The sequence below is a fragment of the Chroococcidiopsis sp. SAG 2025 genome (assembly GCF_032860985.1).
Classification (GTDB): domain Bacteria; phylum Cyanobacteriota; class Cyanobacteriia; order Cyanobacteriales; family Chroococcidiopsidaceae; genus Chroococcidiopsis.
In genome coordinates this window covers 3,046,907-3,070,146 of sequence record NZ_JAOCNC010000001.1, presented here as the reverse complement: position 1 = coordinate 3,070,146, position 23,240 = coordinate 3,046,907, and the positions used below count along the sequence as shown (strand labels likewise).

The window sequence follows — 23,240 nt, the reverse complement described above, 5'->3', positions numbered from 1 at the left end:
TTTCAGATATTTAGCGAAAATTTTACCCCAACTTTACCCCAAAACACTTTTCTTGTTTGTGAAATAACCCTAGCAGAACGGATGCGATCGCAAGAGTAAAAAGCCATATTGTTAATAGCTAATGGCTAATTGCTAATCGTTCATTGCCATTAGCCGTTAGCCATTAGCTATTAGCGATTCAGATGTCACGACTCTTCGGGAAACGGATCTCTATACCAGGACAATTTACTGGTGCTGTAACGGTTGAATCAGCAAAACTTTTAGATGATACATGGTTACTAAGAGTTCGCGACGCGATCGGTGAATTACACGATGCTTACCTCACAGCAGCAGAAGCCGAGGCAATTTTAGCCAGCGACGAGCAGGAATCGGAAGTTCCTGTAGAGGCAGATCGGTTTTTCTTATTTATTGAATCAGCCCGCATTAAAACAGCATACGACCACGATCCTCATTTTGCCGTTAGCCTGAGTGGAGTTCGTCCCCTACCACACCAGTTAGAAGCTGTCTACGAGCGCATCCTACCCCAAGTAAGGCTGCGATTCTTACTAGCTGACGATCCTGGGGCTGGAAAGACGATTATGGCAGGGCTGCTACTGAAGGAATTGAAGCTAAGAAATGCCGTCGAACGAGTTTTAATTCTTGCCCCAGCACCCTTAACCCTGCAATGGCAGGATGAGCTAAAAATTAAGTTTTCGGAAACCTTTGAAGTCATTAACTCAGTTGTGGCTAAAGGGCAGTTGGCGGGGAATCCTTGGGAGAGATTCCGTCAGTGTATTGCTTCGATTGATTTTGCCAAGCGGGATGATATCGTCCCAGGTATCCTGCAAGTAGATTGGGATTTAGTCATCATTGACGAAGCGCATAAATGCTCGGCTCGGACTCAGGGAGAAGACCTGCGCCGCACTGGGCGTTACAAGTTGGCAGAAGAATTATCGCGGATTTCCGAGCGGATTTTGCTACTCACCGCTACACCACACCAAGGTAATGTCGATCAATTCCATAACTTTCTGCGATTGCTCGATCCCGATCAGTTTATCTCCGACCAACTGAATCCCCAAATCCTGAAACTGGAAGATAGCCCCTGGTTTTTGCGCCGGATTAAAGAAGAATTAGTAGATTTCGACGGTCGCAAATTATTTCGCGATCGCATCCCACTGACAATACCTTTTGAGCTATCCAAACCAGAAAAGTATTTGTACGAACAAGTAACAAAATACATCAACAAATATTTAGGAAAAACCAAAGGACGGAAGCAAGCCGCAGTAGCTTTGGCGCGAACCGTGTTACAGCGACGATTGGCAAGCAGCCTGAATGCGATTTTCAGCTCGTTGAAAAAACGACAGCGACGATTTGCCGATCTGCTGGAAGAATTGGCTGGGTTATCTGTCGCCGAACAACGCGATCGCCTGTTAAATTTAGGCAAGCCAGTGGATGCTGAATTAGAAAGCGATGACTGCGATGAAGAGGAATTAGACAACCTAGCAGTTGAGTCAACTGTAGCAGAACAATTAGATCAATTGCGCGAGGAATTACGGGAACTAGAGCGGTTAGTGAAATTAGCCCAGCAGACAATTGACATCGGTACAGAGAAAAAACTCAACGCCCTCAAAGATTGCTTGACACGAGCAGAATTTGACGAACTAAAAGACGGACGCGGCAAACTACTCATATTTACCGAGCATCGAGATACGCTGGAATATCTCAAAAAAAATCTCAGCGACTGGGGCTATAGCACCTGCGAAATTCATGGCGGTATGAATGTCGTAGCAAGGAAAGATGCTCAAAAGGATTTCCAACTTCATAAACAGATTTGCTTGGCGACAGAAGCAGCAGGAGAAGGAATCAATTTGCAATTTTGTCGGTTGATGATTAACTACGATTTACCCTGGAACCCCAACCGTTTAGAACAACGGATGGGGCGCATTCACCGCATCGGTCAAAAGCAGAATGTTTATATTTTTAACTTTGCTGCCCTCAATACTGTAGAAGGGCGAGTATTAGAAAAACTGCTGTCAAAGCTAGATGAAATTCGCGCCGCGATGGACAGCGATCGCGTGTTTGATGTGATTGGGCAACTGCTGCAACTCAACGATATCCGATTTGAGGAGATGTTACGCGAAGCCACCTACGGCAAAGCTTTGGAAGACGAAGTCCTAACGCAGATTGAAAAACTCGATCCCAAACGCCTAGAAGAATTAGAACAAGCAACAGGTGTAGCACTAGCAACTACCCATGTAGATTTATCTCAAATTCGTCGCACTCAAACCAAAGACTATATTTCAGAAGAACAGCGGTTGATGCCGCGCTATGTCGAGGAATTTTTTAAACGAACTTGCGAGTTTTTCAGAGTGAATTTAGAAACCCGTGCCGATGGTTTGTGGCGCATCCCCTACGTCAAAGAAGAGTTTCGTTCTGGCAATTTACATGCCGTGCGACGGTTGGGAACGCCAGAAAAAAACTATCCCAAGCTAACTTTTTATAAAGAGCATTTATCGAACGCTACCCATCAGGATGCGGAATTACTCTCACCTGGACACCCCTTGTTTGCCGCGATCGCGGAACGGTTAGATCTCCAACTGAACGAACAAGTCCGCAGTAGAACCGCCATTTTTCTCGATGCCGATGCCGATAAACCATACCGGATCTACTTCTTTGAGGTGCAGGTAGCCGGACAGCAACGACAAGGTAAGGATGTGGTAATTAAAGCCCAATTGTGTGCGATAAGCGAAGCATCGCCCTTTCAGGGCATCGCCCAATCAACTGACGGACAACTCACATTAGTATCCCCAGATGTCCTACACGATCTCGCTCCCGCTTTAGAATCACCACCAAACTTGACGATTCAACCGCCCACACCTCAAGAACAACAGCAGGTGGAAGAATGGCTCAAGGTCAAAATTCAGTTTGCCACGATTAAACAAGAACAGCAAAACCGCCAGCGAGAATTACAGATTCGCCAAGATTATTTGCAACGGGCGATGGAATCAAAGATTCGGGAGGAGCAAAGCAAACAGATGAAATTGGCGGCGAAAGTCGCAGCTGGGGATGAAACTTATCGAGTTTCCAGAGACAACGCCCAAAAGAAAGTGCGCGATTTACAAGAACGCTACAAAACCAAACAGACAGAACTAGATTATCTCAAAATTGTGCGTCCTGGTCGCGTTGCCTATTTAGGTACTGCCCTAGTCTATCCAGGTGCGGCAGTTGTGACAGACTGCGCCCAAATGCGAAACGATCCCGAAGTGGAAGCGATCGCCATGCAATTTGTGATGAACTACGAACGCGATCGCGGTTGGCAGCCGCAGGATATTAGTAAAGATGGCGATGGCAGCGGGTTTGATATTCGCAGTGTCGGAGCGGCAGATCCAGTCACCGGAAAATCCCCCGTGCGACGAATTGAAGTCAAAGGACGCGCCCAATTCAATCAACCAGTGTCGCTTACAATCAATGAGTGGCGCAAAGCCCAGCAATTGGGAGATTCCTACTGGCTGTATGTCGTCTGGGGTTGGCAATACTCCAAATCCGCAACTGCTAACAATTCAAAACCCTGCTAGGGTTCTGGCAGGAGAGGCAAAGGAAATCAAGCAAGTCACGCGGTATCTAGTTGGGGCTGAGGCGTTGCGATCGTTCATTGCTAATGGCTAATTGTTCGTTGCTAATGGCTAATTGTTCATTGTTCATTGCCATTAGCTGTTAGCCATTAGCCATTAGCCAATTTCTTTCTGGCTCTAGCCCTAGCTAGCAGTGCATCAATCTTCTGTTTTTGCTCTTGGGGTGTGCCAAGCTTACCAGTCGAGCAATTGGGTTCGAGTTTTAGTAACTCCTCTTGCCACTGAGCAACTTCTTTGTTAGTCATTTTATTAGTTTCCTCAGACATATCTCTTACCTACCTGTGTCTAAGACGTTCTTGCCGCTCCAAAAACCTCTCTGTACTTCAAAGGTTAACTGCTACGATTGAAAAAAGAGAGATTATATGAGAGTTATATCGTGACACAAACTAAATTTCAAATTCAAGCGTTTTGGGATTCAGACGCACAAGTTTGGGTAGCAACTAGTGATGATATTCCTGGGTTAGCTACTGAAGCTTCTACTCTTGAATTTCTTACACAAAAACTTCGAGATATGATTCCCGAACTCGTTACTTTAAATAAAGTTTTGCCCACTAATTATGTAGGCTCTATTAGCTTTTACTTAATTAGTTATCGTCAAGAATTAATAGAAGTTGCTTAATAAATGAGTGCGTCTTTTACTCCCGATTTAAAAAAGTTACTTTCTGAAGCTGGGTGCTACTTTATACGGCAAGGTAGAGGCAACCATGAAATTTGGTACAGTCCGATTACAGAACGAAATTTTGTAGTAGATAGTTCTATCAAATCGCGTCATACAGCTAACGCAGTTTTGAAACAAGCAGGACTCGATAAAGCTTTTTAAATTTTCTCAAATTGAGATTATTATCTTCTAATTTATAAATAGTATCTATACATCAAACGGCTTAAATACTTGTTAACAGATTTGTAATCTTCTGTAATTTCACCGATGTTTTTGTTAGCGAATTAAGCTAGCAAGCTCATGCTATCCGTAAAAATCCTCTATTCATTTAGATTTTAGAGGTTAATATTTTATCAATAACTAATTTTTAATTTTTACTTTAGAAACAGCATATATAGCTGTGATTTCTACAACTTTAATTTTACAAAAATTTACAAGAAACTGTAAATTTCAGATTGAGCTGCAAACAGTTATGCGGATTCGTTTCACCTGCTTATTATTCATTTACTTTAACTTAACTAGCAATTAACAATTAACAATTAACTATTAGCTATTAACTATGAACATAGAGCGTCGCTTAATTGAAGATTTTATTCCTATTCGCGAGATTTCTGCCGAGGCAGCGCGAGAGAAATTTATTCGCAAAGGACATATTTCAACTTTGCATTTATGGTGGGCGCGGCGACCTTTAGTAGCAGCACGGGCAGCAGTTTTTGCAGCTTTGGTTGCTGCACCAGAAACTTATCAAAAACGTACTTGCTTAAAGAAAACGATGGTTGAACTCTGCCGCTGGGAGGCAGGAGAAAATACAATTGATAGAGCTAAAAAGAAAATATTAGAAGCTCAAAGAGAAAGATTAAATTTACCAGCAGATACTCCATTGAATGAAGTGCCACCGCCAAAAGTTTTGGATATTTTCGCTGGTGGAGGCGCGATACCGTTAGAGGCTTTGCGTTTGGGTTGTGAAACTTATGCGATAGATTTGAATCCAGTTGCTCATATTATTGAGCTTTGCACTCTGGTTTATCCTCAAAAGTATGGAAAGAAATTAGCTGATGAAGTAGAAAAGTGGGGTAATTGGGTTATTGAAAATGTTCGAGCAGAAATTGGCGATCTTTATCCAGCGATTAAAATAGATGAAGTTTTACCAGAAGAATTTGAGCAAATAGAATTATTGCCAAAATCTAAACCCAAGCAGTTAAGTTTAGCCAAAACTCTTACACCAGTTGCTTATTTGTGGACGCGCACAGTTAAATGTCCTAATCCTGCTTGTGGTGCATCTGTGCCATTAGTGCGCCAAACTTGGTTGTGCAAGAAGTCGAAAAAATATGTTGCGCTTAAAGTTATTCCAAATTATGAGACAAAAGAAGTTGAATTTGAAGTCGTTGAATCAACCACAGAAAAAGGATTAGGTTTTGACCCTGCCACTGGTAGTTCCAGGGGGAATTCTATCTGTCGGCATTGTGGGACAACAGTTAAAAGTGATTACATAAAAGAGCAAGGTAAAGCTAGCAAAATTAATCAGCAATTAATGGCAATTGTCTGTACTACTCCAGGCTCTAAGGGTAAGACTTATCTATCTGGCGATCGCTATCAAAATTATGTTCCAGATGATGCAGCTATTCAATTAAGGTTAGAACAGATTTGTAAAGAAACAAATTTAACGATTCCTAATGAACCAATTTTTTCTGGCGACACGAGAGCATTTTTTACTCATTTATACGGTTTAGATAATTTTGGCAAGCTGTTTACTTCTCGGCAACTGCTAGCACTAATGACATTTGTGAAGTGGGTGAAGCTAGCACATGAAGAGATGGTACAGCAAGGGTATAAGGAGGATTTGGGAAAAGCGATCGCAACTTATCTCGGCTTGCTACTAAGCAAGATTTCTGATATTAATAACTCTTTATGTCACTATGAACCAGTAGCGCAATGTGCAAGAAATCTCTTTGGTAGACAAGCAATTCCAATGGTCTGGGACTTCGGTGAAAATGTCCCTACTGGCAAATCATCCGGCTCATGGAAAGAACATCTTACAAGAGTTTTAGATAGCATTAACATCACTCTTCTAGATAAATTTGCCAATACTCAACGCGGTTCTGCGATGTCATTGCCATTTGAATCAGAATATTTAGATGCAGTCATTACAGATCCGCCTTATTTTGATTCTGTACCCTATGCCGATCTTTCAGACTTTTTCTATGTTTGGCTAAAACGCTCTATTGGTCATCTTTATCCAGAGCATTTTTCCGGTCAACTAACTCCCAAGAAAAATGAAGCCATCATGGAACCTTCGCGACACGAAGGTAATAAAGCCAAAGCAGCAAAAGCCTACGAAGACATGATGCACAAAGCATTCTGCGAATCTAGTAGAGTGCTGAAACCAGGTGGCGTGATGGTTGTCGTGTATGCTCACAAAACTACATCAGGATGGGTAACGCTAATTGACTCCCTGAGACGGGCAGGATTTACCATTACCGAAGCATGGCCTCTTGATACTGAAATGGGATCGCGGTTGCGCGGTCAAAATTCAGCTGCACTCGCTTCCAGCATCTTCCTCGTTGCCCGCAAACGTACAGATTCAACCGTGGGCGACTATGCAACCCAAGTCAAACCCCAACTAGCAGAAATCGTCAAAGAAAGAGTCAAAACCCTGATGGAAGAAGGTGTCACAGGTGCAGATCTCGTCATTGCCTGCGTCGGTGCTGGATTACGAGCATACACCCAATACGATCGCGTAGAACTGCCCAACGGCGACGAACTGAATGCTCAAACCTTCTTGGACGAAGTACAAAAAGAAGTCCTCGAAACCATCCTTACAGAAGTATTATTCTGCGACAAACGCGGCGTGAGTGCTGTCGATAAACCTACCCAATACTACATCCTGGGACGCTACGAATACGGCGAAGCCATAGTTGAATTTGACGAAGCCAATACCCTAGCGCGGGGTGTAGGTGTCGAACTCGATGGAGTTGGTGGACTAACTGACGGCAAACTCGCCCTTATCAAGAAAACCAAAAATCAAGTACAACTGCGCGATTATAGCGAAAGAGGTTCCCACGAAGAATTAGGCATTATTAAATCTGCTAATAGCTATCAGCTAATGGCTAATGGAACAATTAGCAATGAACAATTAGCAATTAGCCCTACATTAATTGACATCCTTCATCGCCTGCTGTACCTAGCAGAGAAGAAACCCCAAGATATTTCTAGCTTTATTGCCCTAGCCCAACCTGATGCTAACCAACTGCGCCTCGTCGCCCAAGCTTTAGCTGGACGTACCCTAATTGCTAACACTGGGCAAGAAGTTGCCATCAACCGTACCCAAGAGCAACGAGCTATAGACACTCTACTGGCTTCGTGGAAACGGCTCATAGAAGACAATCTTTTCACCCAAAGCAAATAGCTAATAGCTAATGGCTAATGGCTAATGGCTAATGGCTAATGGCTAATGGCAATGAACAATTAGCAACGAACAATTAGCAATCTATATGGGAAAACCTAATTTTGAAAAGTTACAAGTATATCAATTGGCTGAGAAACTAGCAGATGAAATTTGGCATCTGGTTGAAGCTTGGAATCAATTTGCTAAAGATACGGTTGGTAAGCAAATTGTTCGTGCTGCCGATAGCATTGGTGCAAACATTGCAGAGGGTGAAGGACGATATAACTTTCAAGACAATCGACGTTTTGTGAAAATCGCTAGAGGTTCTTTAAATGAAACAATTCATTGGTTGAGACGAGCATATACTCGAAATCTCTTAACCAAAGAACAAGTAAACACAATCAAACCAATAATTGACGAACTATCCCCCAAACTTAACGCCTACTTAAAATCTATCGGCAATTAACAACTAACAAGTAGCAATTAGCAATTAGCAATTAACAATGAACGCTTATCAACTAAAACCTTGGACTCAAATTGTTACCCCACACCCAGATATTTTAGAAGGTAGATTAGATACCTCACACTATGCCGCTAGCTTGGGTGCAGTCATTCGTCAAGACTCGACTTGTCCTAGAGTTTATCGCGATGCCCGTGAGTTTTTTAAAGCAACTTATCTCACCAAAGAGTTAAGAAAGCTGCTGGAAGACGTACTTAGGGGATTGCAGGGAGAAAGGGGCGATCGCGTTTTACAATTGCGTACTCCCTTTGGTGGCGGTAAAACTCACGCCCTCGTCAGTCTTTATCATATTGCTACCAGTCGCGATCGCTTGCAAGATTTTCCAGATTTATCCACATTACCTAACCCTGGACAGGTAAAAGTTGCCGAGTTTATTGGCAACGATTTAGATCCGACTATCGGAATTCAAATTGAAAATGGTTCTCATATTTTAACTCCTTGGGGACATTTAGCATGGCAGATTGGCGGTGCAGAAGCTTATGCTTTGGTAGAAACAGCCGATCGACAACGTATTGCCCCTGGTAATGATGTATTGAGGAAAATTTTTGGCAATAAATCCATTCTACTGTTGATGGATGAAGTTCTCGTCTACGTCTCTAATGCTATGGGTTTAGTCGTAGGGGATTCAACTTTTGGTCGCCAAGTTTTGACTTTCGTACAAAAGCTAACTGAAGTTGTGCGAGAATTGCCCAAAACAGTCTTAGTTTACTCATTACAAGCTAGCGTTCAAGAAGCGGTAGGCGATGAAGGACTCCTAAATATCTTAGATAAATTAGTCAGCCGCATTGATGCTAAAAAAGAACCCGTTTCTGGTGACGAAGTGATGAAAGTGATCCAGCGGCGGTTATTTACCAACGTGGGAGATCCAGCAGTCATTCAGGAAATCGCCCTTTCTCAAGCAGAACTGTTTCGTAAATACCGAGAAAGCTTTGAAGATACTAGTCGAGGTAAGCAGGAAGTTCAGCAGCAAGCCGATCTTCTAGCAGAAAGAATTCAATTTAGCTATCCATTTCATCCCGATCTGCTCGATTTAATGTATTATCGGTGGGGTAGCTTACCCAGCTATCAGCGTACCCGTGGAGCCTTACAATTTTTGGCGCGGGTAGTTTACGCTTTGCACTCTGTTGGAGATACTTCACTATTGATCGGTGCTGGTAGTATTCCCTTTGATGATGAAGGAGTTAGAGGCGCGTTTTTCTCCCAAGTCAACGAACGGGAACGTTATATCACAGTTATTGCCGCAGATTTAATTGGTCGCAAAGCGAAGGTAAAAGCTGTAGATAAGCGGATTGCTCAAGATTCACCAGCATTGAGCGTGCTGAAAGTCGGAACTAGACTGGCTTCAGCGATTTTGATGTATTCTTTTGGGACTCGCAACGGTGAAGATAGAGGCGTAATGGAACAAGAAGTAACTGCCGCTTGCCTTGCCCCAGGACTAGACCGAAATACGATCGCCGCCACTTTGAGCGATTTGCGCGAACAACTGCTGTACCTACACTACGTCGGGCGACGCTACAGGTTTGAAACCAAGGCGAATCTGAATAAACTAATTGCGGATGAGGAAGAAAAAATTTCTGCTGATGATGTTTTAGAAAAAATTAAAACCGAGTTAAGCAAGATTTTACAAACTAGTCGCGGCAAAGTGGTACTGTGGGCAAAAGATTCAATCGCGATCGCTGATAACGAATCTAGGTTCAGTATCGCTTACCTCAATCCTGACTGGGCAGAAAAAAGCCGAGAAGCCGTCTTAGCAGATGCTATGACTTGGCTAGAGCAACGAGGTAAGGATAAAAGGGAATATAAGAATGCTCTAGCTTTTGTAGTTCCCCATAAAGCAGAAATGGATAAGGCACGTAAGGGAGCTAGAAACGCTTTAGCGATCGCCTCCCTCCTAGAGCAAAAAGCCAAATATAAGTTTACGGCTGAGGATATAGAGGAATTTAATAGTAAAGCAAAGGATGCTAATAGTGTAGTTAGTGCTGCTCTACGCCGCTTGTATGAATACATTTTGTTACCATTACCTTGTAAAGATGGCACTAATCCCATTCGGCTAGAAACGATAGATTTACAATCTCAACTCAACACCAGCCAGAATCTTCAAGACCGCATTCTAGACGCTCTAAAAAACCATGTTTTTGACACTATCAAACCAGCTAAACTATTTCAACACTCTGGTTTAGATGTCTCAGAAACAGGATACATCAAAGCTGAAGATTTAGCCGGTTTTTTCTTCCGTTTTCCTAATTTACCTAAAATTTTAGATATTGCAGTTATTCAAAAGGCAATAATAAAAGCCATAGAAGAAGGAAATTTTGGCTATATTCCATTTATTACCGTTCATTCAAATAGCAGTATACCTACTATTGAGAATGCAAATTTGATTAGCTTTAAGCGAGTTATTAACCCTGATGAGCTAGACCTGAGTGGCTATCTTTTATCACCTAAATTAGTTACTCAATTAATAGACTCTATTGAATCTAAGCAAAGCACAAGCGAAACAAGTCCTAATTCTGCAACTGAAGACAACTCTAGTGATGTTGTAGAATTTGAGAAATCCAAGTATGACTTAAACACGAATAGCTCGCAGATTTTAGCAGGAGAAAACAAAAAGCTGATTGAGTATCAAACCAGCAGCATCAAAAAGACTGTTTTAGATGAAATCGTCAAAGGTAAAAAACCAGCACGTCACTACAAGATAGCTACAATTGCCAAAAAATTTCAAATTTTCCAATTGTTTGAAGTCCTCCAAGCTTTGTCAGACAAAGCTGATGATATGGATATTCAGATTGAGATTCGAGCGCATACGAAACAAGAATTCGATCCCAACTGGATTCGCAATGCGATCGAGGAACCACTAGATGAAATGGATATTCAAGCAAATACTCATCTAGAATAGCTAATAGCTAATGGCTATCAACTATGAACCATTAGCTATTAGCTATTAGAGGATGTTTGGAAATACGGAGAAGGTGTCAAAAAGCTGAGGCAAGCCTGCGTAACATCAGTCGAATCATCGCACTATGAATAAATGCTTCTGAAGAAGTGGGTAATCGCTCGTAATCGGCATTGAGACGACGACACCAATGCAACCAGCCATAAGTACGCACTACAATCCACCGCTTAGGCAACAGCACGAATCCTTGAGAGCCGTCGGGACGCAAAACCACCTCTAAAATCCAACGAAAAGTATCGATGACCCAGTGCAGAAAGTCTTCACCCGAGAAGCCACCATCGACCCAAATGCGGGCAAGTCGCGGGAGGCGCTGGCGTTCTTGATGCACCTGGTGGAGCAACTGCTTTGCCCCTTCCCGTTCCGGCACATTACCTGCGACGACTCGCACAGCAATCAGTAATCCCAACGTATCAACTAGAGTAAAGCGTTTTCACCCTTTGATGCGTTTCGCCATCATAGCCGACGGCTTCATGCACCATAACGGCTGTAGGAACCGTTTGGGAATCGAGACTGGCAGCACTAGGACTGGGGGCGCGATCTTCCATCACTCTTCCCCATTGCACTAGATGCTCATGAATACGCTTCCAACTCCCGTCATCGATATCAGAAAAACGGAGTTCAATACTTTTTTAGATCTGTATCAGGCTGTTATCTTAGCTGACAATCCAAATGCAAAGACAATTGATATAATCAAGGAGGCAAAAGAATTGTTTAATGCTTTTGCTCAATTCGTATAATTTAGTCTAACGGCTGATGGCACTAGGTTAAACGTAAATGAGAGAATTATTCGTTTAGAGACTAGTGCCTGCTTCGAGGTTAACTTACTGAGTTATCGGTAAGAGCATGACGAAAGATTATCTATAAAACGCGATCGCACCCCAATCTGAATTTCTCAAACAGAATGCGATCGCCTCTTCTACTTAACCCCCCACAGCCCCAGAATAAATCAAACCCCGCTGCATATCTAAAGTCAAAATTGCCCCATCCCGAATCACTTCGGTAGCGCGTTTGACTCCTACAATGACAGGAATCCCCAAACGCAAACCCAAGACCGCAGCATGACTGGTAAGACTCTCATCTTCAGTGATAATTCCTGCGGCTTTGCGGATCGCATCGACAAAATCAGCAGAAGTGCGGGGCGCAACTAAAATTTCCCCAGGATTAAACTTACTCACATCTATCCCGGCGTGAGCTACCCGAGCGCGACCGCTGACGGAACCCTGACCGATGCCGATACCTTGACCGAGTAAGGCTGTCACCACTTCTACCTTAATCAAGTCTGTCGATCCCGATACTCCCTGAAGCGTCCCAGCCGTCATCACGACCAAATCTCCTTCTGTTAAGAGATTTTTCTCTAGTGCCACATTAAGAGCCGACTGAAACGTTTGTCCCGTCGAAGCTAAATCCAGTACCAGCAGCGGTTTTACCCCCCACACCATTTGTAACTGTCGGGCTATATCGACATGGGGAGTGACGGCAAGAATTGGAGTCTGAGGTCGAAATTTAGACACATTTCGCGCCGTCGAACCTGTCTTCGTCATCGTCATAATTGCAGATGCTTCCAATTGTTCGGCAATCTGTCCTACTGCTTGACTGATCGCATTGGGGATCGATCGCCGCGCATCTTTGATATGGGCTGGAGGCGAGGCTAGAGCCTGTTCCTGTTCGATCCGCACGGCAATTTTTGCCATTGTTGCCACGGCTTCCACCGGATATTTCCCCACCGCCGTCTCATTCGACAACATCACTGCATCCGTGCCATCCAAAATTGCATTTGCCACATCCGAGACTTCAGCGCGAGTCGGTCGAGGGCTGTGAACCATGCTGTCTAACATTTGGGTCGCCGTGATGATTGGAATACCCAAGCGATTTGCGGTCACGATCAACCGCTTTTGCAAGATCGGCACGTCTTCCGCTGGTAGTTCTACCCCCAAATCCCCTCTAGCCACCATCACGCCATCGCACAGGGGCAAAATCGCCTCCATCTGATCGATCGCCTCGTGTTTCTCAATCTTGGCGACTACAGGTACTTGTTTCCCTGCATTAGAAATAATTTCTTTAATTTCTAAGATGTCTTGAGGATTGCGCACGAAAGAAAGGGCTACCCAATCTACACCTTGATCTAGACCGAAAAGTAAATCTTCGCGATCTTTATCTGTCATTGCCTTAATGGATAGATAGACCCCAGGAAAATTTACCCCTTTATTATTAGAAAGAATGCCCCCCACAGTGACGCAACAGTGCAATTCTTTGTTACTGCGATCGACATCTTCCACGAGCATTTCGACTCGCCCATCATCCAGTAAAATTGTCGCTCCTACGGGGACTTCATCGGCTAGCAGATCGTAAGTCACGCAACTGCGCTCTTGAGTCCCAACAATGCGATCGCTAGTTAAAGTAAAGCGATCGCCCCGACCCACTTGAATCGAGCCAGTCTCAAACTTACCCAGACGAATTTTCGGTCCCTGTAAGTCTTGTAAAATTCCAACCGGACGATCCAATTCAAAAGCGGTTTGCCGGATCAGGCGAATGCTGCGTTGATGGTCGGCGTGAGTGCCGTGGGAAAAATTCAGCCGCAAAGTGGTTGCTCCAGCCTCAATCAATGCCTTGAGGACTTCTGGGCTACTAGTAGCGGGACCAATGGTAGCGACGATTTTAGTGCGACGAACGGAGTCTATTGACTGCATGAAGGCAACTTTCAAGGGGATAACAAACTACAGATCGTACTGCGATCGGTATATCACCCGATCGCCAGAGAATAAATTGCTAGTAGCAGTAGTAAAAATGACTCATGCTACACAAAACTTTAGTATTCTAGTGAACGTACCATAATAATTTGCAACATAATTTGCAACAACCGATAACAAAAGGAGTCAAGATGATCGCGTCGGAGGCAAAGAAGCCACTGACAGTTCCCAAGGAGTTTTTAGCACCTCCTGAGAAAATAAATCCCGATGTGTGGATGTTTCTAGTAGCCATGACCTTATTGGTATTATCCAACTGCGGTTACTGGCTGTGGGAGTGGCAACACTGGTGCTGCTTTACAATTAACGTTCTTGCCATTCATATGTCTGGCACTGTGATTCACGATGCTTGTCACCAAGCTGCCCATCCTAATCGAATTATCAATGCAATTTTAGGGCATGGCAGCGCCATGATGTTAGCTTTCTCGTTTCCCGTATTTACGCGGGTACACCTACAGCACCACGCCCATGTCAACGACCCAGAAAACGATCCAGATCATTTTGTCTCTACTGGTGGTCCTCTGTGGTTAATTAATGCTCGCTTCTTCTATCATGAAGTATTTTTCTTTCAGCGGCGATTGTGGCGAAAATACGAACTATTAGAGTGGTTTATTAGCCGTGCAATTGTCGCAGCAATTTTTTACATCTCAATTCAATATCACTTTTTGGGCTATATCCTCAATTTTTGGTTTATCCCAACTGCTATTGTTGGGCTGACTTTAGGATTATTTTTTGATTATCTACCCCATCGTCCATTTAGCGATCGCGGACGTTGGACAAATGCCAGAGTTTATCCCAATCCGGTACTGAATCTATTGATCGGCGGACAGAATTATCACCTCACCCATCACCTATGGCCCTCAATTCCCTGGTATAAATATCAACCCGCATACCATGCCACCAAGCATCTTTTGGATGCCAAAGGCAGTCCTCAAACTCTAGGTATCTGGCAAGGAAAAGACTTTTGGAGTTTTCTTTACGATGTCTTTCTAGGGATTAGGTTGCATCGGAAAGAGAGAACGAGTGTAGAGACGTTACATGTAACGTCTCTACACAATGACCAATAACCAACTACTAACTACCACAATTCAATCTCTCATACGCATTGCTAATAACTCGCTGACCCCGTAGAAACCCCGTATTTGCCCCAGGGCAGATGTATTGTAAGGTTTCACGGGTAAAGCGATCGCAAATGAGTTTGACGCTGCGTAATTGGCGTAACCAGTGGAAAGTTTTTGCCGTTCTCAGCGGTGCTGGTTCGCCTTGGAGATTGGGAAGAATATGACGACCAGAAAACAAAATACCCCCATGCTGCGGGTAGTAAAGGCAAGCAGAACCAGGCGAATGTCCAGGAGTCCAGATAATTTCAATGCCATTTCCCAGCTCAAATTCTCGCTCAAACGTCGTAACTTTTAATCCTGGCAACAAATAGGCTTCTTGTTCCTGAATGACAATCTCGCAGTTGTACGTTGCTTGCAGGTGTCGCGTTTGACCGATCGCACCTCTGTGCGTCATAAATAACCAGCGGACTCCACCTAGAGAATTGAGATATTCCCGATTCACTTCGTCCCAGCCTGGAGAATCTATCAGAATATTGCCTTGATTTTCTACAATAAGATAAGCAGTTCCTCCTAACGTCTCTCTATTGGGTGGAAATGCAAATACGTTATGCCAAATTGCTTGTGGTAGTTTGGGAGAACGGGTAGGTTGGTTTTGCAAAGTTCGGGAATGATTAGTGAGGGGTAAAAGTTAAATTGAGAGTCTAATGGTGAACTTATGGTGGCGAGAAAAGTTATGGCACTGGCACGGCAAATCGGAGGTGAAAGATAAGTTTTCTTAACTGACTTGTCTACATCGCCTAGACGCGATACCCACTCAGTACAACTGCAACAGACATGGAATTTTGGTTTCTCCTCCTCCTCGGACTATTTACTTATATCATCGTGCGGCGCAGTGTCGCTGGCATGACGCGGACACCCGTTTGGCTTTTATGGCTGGTACTGATGACACCAGCCTTAATTTGGAGCATATGGATGGCAGTCTACGGTCCAGACCAACCGCTGCCTATTGCTTTAGCGATCGGTCCGTTTGTCATCTGCCCAGTTTTGTACTGGCTGCTGATTCAGTGGGGACGGAGAGGGATGTCACCCGCGCCACCAACTGCTAACCCAGCAGCAGTCAATTCTAACCCAGAACCGACACCAGAACCGACACCAGTTCGCCCGATCGAGCCAGCAGAAGAAGCTCAATTGCGAGACTGCTTTCCTTGGTCAGCTTTCTACATTCACAACATTGAATATCGACCCCAAGCCGTGATCTGTCGCGGACAACTTCGGACTTCTCCGACAGATGCTTACGAGAAAATTCGCCGAAATATTGAAAATCAATTTGGCGATCGCTTTTTAGTCCTGTTGCAAGAAGGACTCAACAACAAACCTTTCTTTGCCCTAGTTCCCAATCCCCAAGCGCGAAAAGATAGACCAGCGGAGCGATCGCAGCTCTCTAGACCCTTTTTAGCCGTAGGCTTAGTTATAGCCACCTTATTTACAACTGCCGTTGTTGGCGTGCAATTAGCTAGTAGCAATAACGCCACACCATCAGCATCCATTACCCAATTACATGAAGGATTGCCCTATGCCATTGCTTTACTGGCAATTCTAGGCATTCACGAAATGGGTCACTATTTAACAGCTAGGTTTCATAAAATTCTCGTTACACTACCTTATTTCATTCCCATTCCCTTTTTTCCTGGTACGTTTGGCGCATTTATTCAAATGCGCAGCCCCGTACCCAACCGTAAAGCCTTGTTTGATGTTAGTATTGCTGGTCCTGTAGCTGGATTTGTGGCAACACTACCGCTGCTGATCTGGGGTTTAGCAAACTCTCAAGTCGTACCAATCCCAGAAAAAGCAGGAACTCTCGACCCCGATGCCCTCAACCCAGGATATTCGATTTTACTAGCAGTCCTGAGTAAATTAGCATTAGGCGCTCAACTAACGGCAGATAAAGCGATCGACCTACACCCAGTGGCGATCGCGGGTTTTCTGGGACTCGTAGTCACGGCGCTGAACCTAATGCCGGTAGGACAACTCGATGGCGGTCACATCGTCCATGCTATGTTTGGACAGCGCACTGGAGCTGCGATCGGTCAAATTGCCCGGTTTTTAGTTTTAGGATTGGCTTTAGTCCAACCTGGATTTTGGTTGTGGGCGATAATTCTCTTTTTCATGCCCATCGCTGACGAACCAGCCCTCAACGACGTAACCGAACTAGACAACAAACGCGATATCATCGGTCTGCTAGTCTTAGCTTTACTCGTTTTAATTATCCTGCCAGCACCCAGATTCATTACAAATTTATTGCAAATTTAAACTTGTTAATTGCTAATGGCTAATGGCTAATTGTTAGTAGCAATGAACTATTAGCTATTAGCAGCCCTAACGCGAATATTTAAACAGAAACGAGATGACACAGACAATTCAAGTTATCGGTGGTGGACTAGCTGGGACAGAAGCGGCGTGGCAAATTGCCCAGGCAGGAATACCAGTTATTTTGCATGAAATGCGCCCCTTGCGATCGAGTCCTGCCCACCATACAGAACATTTAGCAGAATTAGTCTGTAGCAATTCTTTTGGGGCGCAAGCAAGCGATCGCGCATCGGGATTGTTGCATGAAGAACTGCGTCAATTGGGTTCTGTGGTAATTGGTAAAGCTGACAGTCACGCCGTCCCTGCTGGTGGTGCTTTAGCTGTAGATAGAGGACAATTCAGCCAAGATTTAACTGAAACTCTCTCTCGCCATCCTTTGATTCAACTGCGACGGGGCGAACTTCAAGCCATTCCAGAGGGAATTGTCGTTTTGGCGACTGGTCCTTTAACTAGTCCCGATTTAGCCGCCGACTTGCATCGCTTCACGGGAATGGAATATCTCAGCTTTTTCGATGCTGCTAGTCCAATTATTGTAGGAGAATCGATAGACCGCGATATTGCTTTTCTGGCTTCTCGGTATGACAGGGGAGATGCAGCTTATCTCAACTGTCCGATGAATAAAGAGCAATACTTACGGTTTTGGCAGGCGTTATGTACGGCGGAACAAGCAGAATTAAAGGATTTTGAGCGGGAGAATGCTAAATTCTTTGAAGCTTGTTTACCAATTGAAGAACTTGCCCGACGCGGTGAGGATACCATGCGTTATGGTCCCCTCAAACCTGTAGGATTGTTTGATGCCCGCAAGGGAGACTTCCGCGCCCCAGAAAATCAATCCCAACGTCCTTATGCGGTAGTACAACTGCGCCAAGAAGATAAGGCGGGGCAGTTATGGAACATGGTTGGATTTCAGACAAATTTACGCTGGGGCGAACAAAAGCGGATATTTCAAATGATTCCAGGTTTGGAAAATGCTGAATTCGTACGCTTAGGAGTGATGCACCGCAACACGTTTATTAATGCCCCGCAATTATTGCAACCGACATTGCAGTTTAAAAGTCGTCCGACTTTGTTAGGTGCGGGACAACTGATCGGTACGGAAGGTTATACAGCGGCGGCGGCTGGTGGCTGGCTGGCGGGAACGAATGCGGCGAGAATCGTTTTGGGTAAAGAACCGTTGACTCTACCACCCACGACAATGATGGGGGCATTATTTGAATTTATCAGTTCTGCTGCCCCGAAACATTTTCAACCGATGCCACCTAATTTTGGCATTTTGCCTGACTTGGGCGAGAAGATTAAGAATAAACAGCTCAGATATGCTAAGTACCGCGATCGCTCTTTGTCCGATCTCGCCAGTTGGAAGGCTGGGTTATCTTTGGGATTAGTTGGGGTAATTTAGCGATCGAGCTGTAGGGGCGCACACCTGTGCGCCCCTACAAATTTATGACGATCGCGCCGTAATATTCTAGGTTAAAAAGCGCGATCGCTTCCCAATTAACTTGCTATGCTATAATATCCGAGTGCAAGGGCATATAGCTCAGTGGATAGAGCATCAGATTCCGGTTCTGAGGGTCGGGGGTTCAAATCCCTCTATGCTCGTAAAAGATGAAAACCTTGATAAAACGCCAATCCACGAAAGAACAAGACTTTCAGGGAGTGGTGCTTCAGGAGTTCCTTCACCCCCTACCAAAAAAGTTTGGGTATTCTTGGGGATTTTTGGATTAGCAATTGGGGTAAAACTGGGGTAAAGTCAGGACGGAACTGCAAACCGATCTTGAGATCGAGGACAATATCTATTTGGTGGCGGACGCTCTCAACGATGCGATCGGGGGCTACGCGATGCTGATTGGAGAAGGTTAACACTATCATGCCTAGCAAATACAGTGATGTTATTCCTCTGCTCGTTCGCGACATCCATAATCTTCTCAATAGCGAACTCAATCTTCCCACCACCTTTAAAAGTGCCGACCCAGAACCAGGGGAAGCATATGGACTGCTATCATGTCAAAACCTACGGGGCGAAGTGGGTACTGCCAATATTACTGTCAGTTGCACCTTCATCGCCAGCGCCACTTATCTCAACTATTGGGACGCGGCAACTTGGGCAATCTCCACTGCCATGAATCTAGACAACTTACTGCCCCAGATTAAAACTAGGGTAGACAAACGCGGTGTATTGAACGATTTTTCAGCTACCAGCGCCATCTCCATCGGCAGACCCCGCGCTCCCCTCAAGGCAGTGCAGGGACAGAAGAGTCATAACTGGGTAGTGGACGTGATGTTACCCTGCGCGATCGAATTGGCGATCTTTAAGGACTTGGTTTGCGGTCATTTATGACAACTGACTTTCTGCCCTACTAATCATTTGTGCAACTTCCTCACTAGCGTTTAGGCTCATAATTTCCATCTCTGGATGTTGTTTCCTGAAAACGCGAAAAACTTCATCCGCAAATGCCTGCCCTATTGCCTCTACACCAGCAAAATTAAAAATAACTATTTTAAATTTATCAACTCCAGCCAGTAACCTTTTTGCTTGAGAGCGCGACACTAATCTTTCGTCACCATGCTGAGCTAAACGAACGGGTACTACTGTTTTTGTAAAAGCATAATCATCACCTGACGAGAAACGATCGAATACCTGCTTAGAAGTTCTTGATGTATTGTTGCTAAGTTTCATAATGATGGCTGTTCCAGGCTTATACTTATCTCCTTGAAATATCCAATCTTCTGCTTTACCAAATTCATGCGATAAACAGACACTCCCAGAAAATATCGTGAATCGATCGAACATACGTGACGTAAAAAATATACCCTGCCCACTATGACGATCTGGGTCAGTTGTAAGCTTGCCCTTTGCCAATTCAAGGACTGCATGGCGCTCGTCATCCAGATGTAGTTCTCTCTGAATTTTCTGGAAAATTCCTTCTCCATCGTCGCGGATAATTATCTCAGTATCAATTGCTGTTTTCTCCACATAAATATCAACCTTTTTGCCAGACGAGTGATCGATGGCATTGTTCAACATCTCAGTAAATCCGTACAACCAAATATCTTTGACATTACTAGGCAAATCAGTCACTAGAGGCTTGATATCGGAATCCCAAACAATGTCTTCCTCAAGCTTTTTTGCCAGATGATATCTCCGCTTCTGTTCGACTAACGGATGCAAGTAATAACTCCTGCTCTTTGTGGAGCCTTTGACTTCTATTGCTTTCTGTTCAACAAGAGATTGAATATGCTTGTTGACAGCTTGCCTAGTAATACCGAACTCCCCAGCCGCCAAAGCAGCAACATCCTTTGGGTGAGCTTCTACGTTCGTTAAGATAAACTGGCGGATCTGTTCGCCACGCTGACGAACCCTTGACACTAGCTCTTAACCTCCTCGATTGTCAATCATTTATCTTTTTATTGTCAACCTTAATCGTTTTATTGTCAACCTTGCACTTTAGAGGGACTAACTTAATTTCACTACTTGCGATCGCATCCAATAACTGCCCCGTTGCGCCTTCGCCGTCATAGATATAGCCAAGGTCTGCCGCTATGGTCTTGAGTTTATCGGCAGTATCGGGTGCAGTTCTGACATTGACGACAGAACGGTTTAGCTTCTTTCTACCCATTGCTATTCTCAATCGGGTCTGGTCGCCCTATGCCTAAAGACTGCAATTTTGTTCTAATATCCTCAAATTGCTTGCCGCAGTAGTAATATTGCTTGCGTCTCATATCTACAAGATAATGTCCGCTCTTACCACCACCGATACGAAATAACTCGATTGCGATTTTAGACATAGTTAATCCAAAGCGGTGCAATCGGTCTTCTAGCGACAAAGATACTGGCACATTACGGGGATTGTAGAATATGCTGTCGCCAGGACTGAAATACCAAGTGGTTCCCTCCCGACGAACGGTTAAGTAATGCAGTGGGTGAACGATACTGTCTGACATAAGTTAAACTTAGGTTGGAAAGAAAGCCCCTAGAGGATCTAGAGGCGATTTCATTTGGAGATTAGTTGCCGTTAGAGTTGGGTTCCGAGTCCTCTTCTATGGCTTCTAATACATCCTCTGTGTAGGCAACTTCTCGATTACCTTGAGCCTGTTTGCGAAACCAAACATCAGCATCTAGGTACTCGAACTCAACTTCAGGGTTGTATTCCCCTTCCGGGTTGCCGTTACCGTTTTTATTTGGGTTGGTTATCTGTACATCACCTCCTTGCTTTTAGGGGAGATATTTTTATCTCCCCTAAAATAATTATTGCAGATTTCTGTTTAAGTGTCAAGCACTTTTGCGAGGTTGGGTTGTCCTTCATTCAGTCTTTAAGAAAATTCAGCGATCGCACTCATACATTCAAGTTCTGCTGCACGTCAGGCTAAGAGATATTAGTTCTGATGACAGAAATATGGTTAAGCGATTGGTTTGGGGTATGGCAGCATTAGCCCTACTGAGCGGTAGTGGTAGAGCGATCGCACAAGTAAGCGACGTAGAGCAGCAATACGTTGAAGTTGGAGAGGGTGCAAGGAGGATGCCCGTGTATCTAGACCTGGCAAGTGTTAGGGGGACGAATTTTAGATTGATACAGCAATTTGGAAATGGGGTAAGCGTAACTGATGTGGCGGCGTATTGCCAAGAGAAAAGACTGTTTGTAGAGTATATAGGTATTTACAATTCCATTGAAGAAGTCATCACGGAAGACAGCAACCGGAAAGAAGGAGCGGTAATTCCAGGCAAGCCTGCTACCGAAGCGATGAAAATTGTCTGCAATGGAAATAGGTAGGTTACTATCTCAGATTCCTCTCGACAACCTTAAAGACACCATCCAACGAATTGAGGATGGTGTTTTCGAGTTGCTGACCCAAAGCCTTGTCCTCCTTACTTTCCAAGTGGACGTGAACTGTATTTTCCATTTTCAAGTCTCCAGTTAGTTGAATAGCCTTGCTTGGCATATCTTCGGACACGGGACGCAGTAACCCAGTTCTCCCAAATGGAGTATTTGCAGGAGCCAAATTAGCAGGTGGATTATATACAGGTTGCACAAACCTGAGTGGATTTTTCAAGTATTCCTGCACTGCTTTTTGATAGTCGGGAGACGCAGGTAAATTGGGAGCCGGAGTGTAGGAGTCAAACGAGTAACCACTGCTTCTATACGGGGGCTGGAATAAGAAATTGCCATTACGATCGCGGAACAGCCCAGCTTGGTTTTCTTGGTTGAAGTTTCGTAGGTTAGTAATATTTGCACCCTCTCTGTAATCTCCAACTTGATCGATCAGTATCTCCTCTTTCAACGCCCTTGCTGCTCGCTGCTTGCGTGTTGGATCTGCCATCGCCTCAACATAGTCTGCCCTGGCGCTGTCATAAGCTAAATCCTGCTGTCGTGCTTGATTACTACGTTCTACGTCTGCCTGATACTGGTTAATTGCTCCCTGAGAATCCAGCAATTGCCCTTGATAGTACAAGTTAGCCCCAGCAAGAATCTTGACTTGCAAATTGGCATAGTCGGCAGCTAACTGAGTTTCTTTCTGTTCTGGTGTCAAGTCCTGTCTTGCTTCAGTTTTCTTGATATCAGCCTGTGCCTGGGCAATGTCAGCCTGATTTTGTAGTTGAGCTTGATTATTCTTTGATTTCTCCAGTTCTAGAGCGATTTCTTTCTGTTGGATATTCATTTCCAAGATATCTCGCTCTAACTCCTGCTGTCTCAGCAATGCTTTGATTTTAATTCCAGCAATAGCCTCAGCTAGTTGCTGTTTTTCCTGCTCGTTGGTCGTTAATTTTTGGATTATCCCCAGTTCGCCCTCATAGTAGTTAGCGAGTGATTGCGACAGGGACTTACGGACTTCGAGGAGCGTATTTTGCTGTTGCAGCGACTTGGATAGGGCATCTAGTAGCCCCTGCTGCTTGGTATACTCTAAATTCTCAAGTGCGATCGCATTCTTAAACTTCTGCAATCTC

21 protein-coding genes and 1 tRNA gene are annotated in these 23,240 nt (G+C 44.3%); 12 read left to right on the top strand and 10 right to left on the bottom strand.

All coding sequences use genetic code 11. The features are described from left to right. Positions 1-182: 182 nt before the first annotated feature. Positions 183-3,554 (top strand): helicase-related protein, encoded by a 3,372-nt coding sequence (locus N4J56_RS14800; protein WP_317107140.1) that lies wholly within the window; start codon positions 183-185, stop codon positions 3,552-3,554. A 146-nt stretch (positions 3,555-3,700) separates the two neighbouring features. Here the strand turns inward: N4J56_RS14800 and N4J56_RS14795 are convergent, their stop codons facing one another. Continuing rightward, on the bottom strand, positions 3,701-3,856 hold the full coding sequence (locus N4J56_RS14795) for a hypothetical protein (protein ID WP_317107139.1): 156 nt from the start codon (positions 3,854-3,856) through the stop codon (positions 3,701-3,703). A gap of 131 nt (positions 3,857-3,987) precedes the next feature. Here N4J56_RS14795 and N4J56_RS14790 point away from each other — a divergent pair, with 131 nt between their 5' ends. The 5 genes from N4J56_RS14790 to N4J56_RS14770 all read left to right on the top strand — a co-directional run bounded on the left by N4J56_RS14790 (position 3,988) and on the right by N4J56_RS14770 (position 11,070). After that, positions 3,988-4,230: a DUF1902 domain-containing protein gene (locus N4J56_RS14790; protein WP_317107138.1), complete on the top strand. Its 243-nt coding sequence runs from the start codon at positions 3,988-3,990 to the stop codon at positions 4,228-4,230. Positions 4,231-4,233: 3 nt separating this feature from the next. Continuing rightward, positions 4,234-4,431, top strand: a complete 198-nt coding sequence (locus tag N4J56_RS14785; RefSeq protein ID WP_317107137.1) for a type II toxin-antitoxin system HicA family toxin — start codon at positions 4,234-4,236, stop codon at positions 4,429-4,431. Positions 4,432-4,828: 397 nt separating this feature from the next. Beyond that, the gene (locus N4J56_RS14780; RefSeq protein ID WP_317107136.1) at positions 4,829-7,675 is read left to right on the top strand and encodes a DUF1156 domain-containing protein; all 2,847 of its coding nucleotides are present in this window, start codon (positions 4,829-4,831) and stop codon (positions 7,673-7,675) included. A gap of 85 nt (positions 7,676-7,760) precedes the next feature. Beyond that, on the top strand, positions 7,761-8,120 hold the full coding sequence (locus N4J56_RS14775; protein WP_317107135.1) for a four helix bundle protein: 360 nt from the start codon (positions 7,761-7,763) through the stop codon (positions 8,118-8,120). A 37-nt stretch (positions 8,121-8,157) separates the two neighbouring features. Further along, entirely contained in the window at positions 8,158-11,070 is a 2,913-nt protein-coding gene (locus N4J56_RS14770; RefSeq protein ID WP_317107134.1) for an ATP-binding protein, read from the top strand. A gap of 76 nt (positions 11,071-11,146) precedes the next feature. Here N4J56_RS14770 and N4J56_RS14765 read toward each other — a convergent pair whose 3' ends face one another. The 3 genes from N4J56_RS14765 to pyk form a co-directional block, all read right to left on the bottom strand. After that, positions 11,147-11,533: a transposase gene (locus N4J56_RS14765; RefSeq protein WP_317107133.1), complete on the bottom strand. Its 387-nt coding sequence runs from the start codon at positions 11,531-11,533 to the stop codon at positions 11,147-11,149. Between the two features lie 4 nt (positions 11,534-11,537). After that, positions 11,538-11,690 (bottom strand): hypothetical protein, encoded by a 153-nt coding sequence (locus tag N4J56_RS14760; RefSeq protein WP_317107132.1) that lies wholly within the window; start codon positions 11,688-11,690, stop codon positions 11,538-11,540. Positions 11,691-12,047: 357 nt separating this feature from the next. Continuing rightward, positions 12,048-13,814 carry a pyruvate kinase gene (gene pyk, locus N4J56_RS14755; RefSeq protein ID WP_317107131.1) on the bottom strand — a complete coding sequence of 589 codons (1,767 nt, stop codon included), beginning with the start codon at positions 13,812-13,814 and terminating at the stop codon, positions 12,048-12,050. Positions 13,815-14,005: 191 nt separating this feature from the next. On the opposite strand from pyk, the gene crtR reads away from it, so the two are divergent. After that, positions 14,006-14,938, top strand: coding sequence for a beta-carotene hydroxylase (crtR, locus tag N4J56_RS14750; RefSeq protein ID WP_410500502.1), 933 nt, complete (start codon positions 14,006-14,008; stop codon positions 14,936-14,938). 7 nt (positions 14,939-14,945) lie between these two features. On the opposite strand, the gene N4J56_RS14745 is transcribed toward crtR, so the two are convergent. Then, a complete protein-coding gene (locus tag N4J56_RS14745) occupies positions 14,946-15,590 on the bottom strand; it encodes an MBL fold metallo-hydrolase (protein ID WP_317107129.1) in 645 nt (214 codons plus the stop codon). Between the two features lie 176 nt (positions 15,591-15,766). Here N4J56_RS14745 and N4J56_RS14740 point away from each other — a divergent pair, with 176 nt between their 5' ends. The 3 genes from N4J56_RS14740 to N4J56_RS14730 all read left to right on the top strand — a co-directional run bounded on the left by N4J56_RS14740 (position 15,767) and on the right by N4J56_RS14730 (position 18,898). After that, positions 15,767-17,242 (top strand): site-2 protease family protein, encoded by a 1,476-nt coding sequence (locus N4J56_RS14740; RefSeq protein WP_317107128.1) that lies wholly within the window; start codon positions 15,767-15,769, stop codon positions 17,240-17,242. 94 nt (positions 17,243-17,336) lie between these two features. Continuing rightward, positions 17,337-18,698 carry an FADH(2)-oxidizing methylenetetrahydrofolate--tRNA-(uracil(54)-C(5))-methyltransferase TrmFO gene (gene trmFO, locus N4J56_RS14735; protein WP_317107127.1) on the top strand — a complete coding sequence of 454 codons (1,362 nt, stop codon included), beginning with the start codon at positions 17,337-17,339 and terminating at the stop codon, positions 18,696-18,698. 127 nt (positions 18,699-18,825) lie between these two features. Then, a tRNA-Arg gene (locus N4J56_RS14730) sits at positions 18,826-18,898 on the top strand. 84 nt (positions 18,899-18,982) lie between these two features. Here N4J56_RS14730 and N4J56_RS14725 read toward each other — a convergent pair. Then, positions 18,983-19,168: a hypothetical protein gene (locus tag N4J56_RS14725; RefSeq protein WP_317107126.1), complete on the bottom strand. Its 186-nt coding sequence runs from the start codon at positions 19,166-19,168 to the stop codon at positions 18,983-18,985. Here N4J56_RS14725 and N4J56_RS14720 point away from each other — a divergent pair. Next, the gene (locus N4J56_RS14720; protein WP_317107125.1) at positions 19,167-19,637 is read left to right on the top strand and encodes a hypothetical protein; all 471 of its coding nucleotides are present in this window, start codon (positions 19,167-19,169) and stop codon (positions 19,635-19,637) included. The genes N4J56_RS14725 and N4J56_RS14720 overlap by 2 nt on opposite strands. On the opposite strand, the gene N4J56_RS14715 is transcribed toward N4J56_RS14720, so the two are convergent. Genes N4J56_RS14715 through N4J56_RS14705 form a run of 3 tightly spaced genes read right to left on the bottom strand, consistent with a single transcriptional unit; the run spans position 19,632 to position 21,241 of the window. Continuing rightward, positions 19,632-20,666 carry an STAS-like domain-containing protein gene (locus N4J56_RS14715; RefSeq protein WP_317107124.1) on the bottom strand — a complete coding sequence of 345 codons (1,035 nt, stop codon included), beginning with the start codon at positions 20,664-20,666 and terminating at the stop codon, positions 19,632-19,634. The two genes, N4J56_RS14720 and N4J56_RS14715, sit on opposite strands and share 6 nt — an antisense overlap. A gap of 22 nt (positions 20,667-20,688) precedes the next feature. Then, positions 20,689-20,916, bottom strand: a complete 228-nt coding sequence (locus N4J56_RS14710; protein ID WP_317107123.1) for a hypothetical protein — start codon at positions 20,914-20,916, stop codon at positions 20,689-20,691. Next, positions 20,909-21,241 (bottom strand): hypothetical protein, encoded by a 333-nt coding sequence (locus N4J56_RS14705; RefSeq protein ID WP_317107122.1) that lies wholly within the window; start codon positions 21,239-21,241, stop codon positions 20,909-20,911. Before N4J56_RS14705 ends, N4J56_RS14710 begins: the two co-directional genes overlap by 8 nt. A gap of 338 nt (positions 21,242-21,579) precedes the next feature. Here N4J56_RS14705 and N4J56_RS14700 point away from each other — a divergent pair, with 338 nt between their 5' ends. Beyond that, positions 21,580-22,068, top strand: coding sequence for a hypothetical protein (locus tag N4J56_RS14700; RefSeq protein ID WP_317107121.1), 489 nt, complete (start codon positions 21,580-21,582; stop codon positions 22,066-22,068). A 4-nt stretch (positions 22,069-22,072) separates the two neighbouring features. On the opposite strand, the gene N4J56_RS14695 is transcribed toward N4J56_RS14700, so the two are convergent. Further along, entirely contained in the window at positions 22,073-23,236 is a 1,164-nt protein-coding gene (locus tag N4J56_RS14695; RefSeq protein WP_317107120.1) for a hypothetical protein, read from the bottom strand. Positions 23,237-23,240: the final 4 nt, after the last annotated feature.

What these genes read in the sequence shown, in the direction of transcription:
- trmFO (WP_317107127.1), top strand. Translation starts at nt 17,337, where the DNA reads ATGACACAGACAATTCAAGTTATCGGTGGTGGACTAGCTGGGACAGAA.
- N4J56_RS14705 (WP_317107122.1), bottom strand. Translation starts at nt 21,241, where the DNA reads ATGTCAGACAGTATCGTTCACCCACTGCATTACTTAACCGTTCGTCGG.
- N4J56_RS14780 (WP_317107136.1), top strand. Translation starts at nt 4,829, where the DNA reads ATGAACATAGAGCGTCGCTTAATTGAAGATTTTATTCCTATTCGCGAG.
- N4J56_RS14800 (WP_317107140.1), top strand. Translation starts at nt 183, where the DNA reads ATGTCACGACTCTTCGGGAAACGGATCTCTATACCAGGACAATTTACT.
- N4J56_RS14720 (WP_317107125.1), top strand. Translation starts at nt 19,167, where the DNA reads ATGCCTAGCAAATACAGTGATGTTATTCCTCTGCTCGTTCGCGACATC.
- N4J56_RS14785 (WP_317107137.1), top strand. Translation starts at nt 4,234, where the DNA reads ATGAGTGCGTCTTTTACTCCCGATTTAAAAAAGTTACTTTCTGAAGCT.
- crtR (WP_410500502.1), top strand. Translation starts at nt 14,006, where the DNA reads ATGATCGCGTCGGAGGCAAAGAAGCCACTGACAGTTCCCAAGGAGTTT.
- N4J56_RS14795 (WP_317107139.1), bottom strand. Translation starts at nt 3,856, where the DNA reads ATGACTAACAAAGAAGTTGCTCAGTGGCAAGAGGAGTTACTAAAACTC.
- N4J56_RS14770 (WP_317107134.1), top strand. Translation starts at nt 8,158, where the DNA reads ATGAACGCTTATCAACTAAAACCTTGGACTCAAATTGTTACCCCACAC.
- N4J56_RS14740 (WP_317107128.1), top strand. Translation starts at nt 15,767, where the DNA reads ATGGAATTTTGGTTTCTCCTCCTCCTCGGACTATTTACTTATATCATC.
- N4J56_RS14725 (WP_317107126.1), bottom strand. Translation starts at nt 19,168, where the DNA reads ATGATAGTGTTAACCTTCTCCAATCAGCATCGCGTAGCCCCCGATCGC.
- N4J56_RS14775 (WP_317107135.1), top strand. Translation starts at nt 7,761, where the DNA reads ATGGGAAAACCTAATTTTGAAAAGTTACAAGTATATCAATTGGCTGAG.
- N4J56_RS14710 (WP_317107123.1), bottom strand. Translation starts at nt 20,916, where the DNA reads ATGGGTAGAAAGAAGCTAAACCGTTCTGTCGTCAATGTCAGAACTGCA.
- pyk (WP_317107131.1), bottom strand. Translation starts at nt 13,814, where the DNA reads ATGCAGTCAATAGACTCCGTTCGTCGCACTAAAATCGTCGCTACCATT.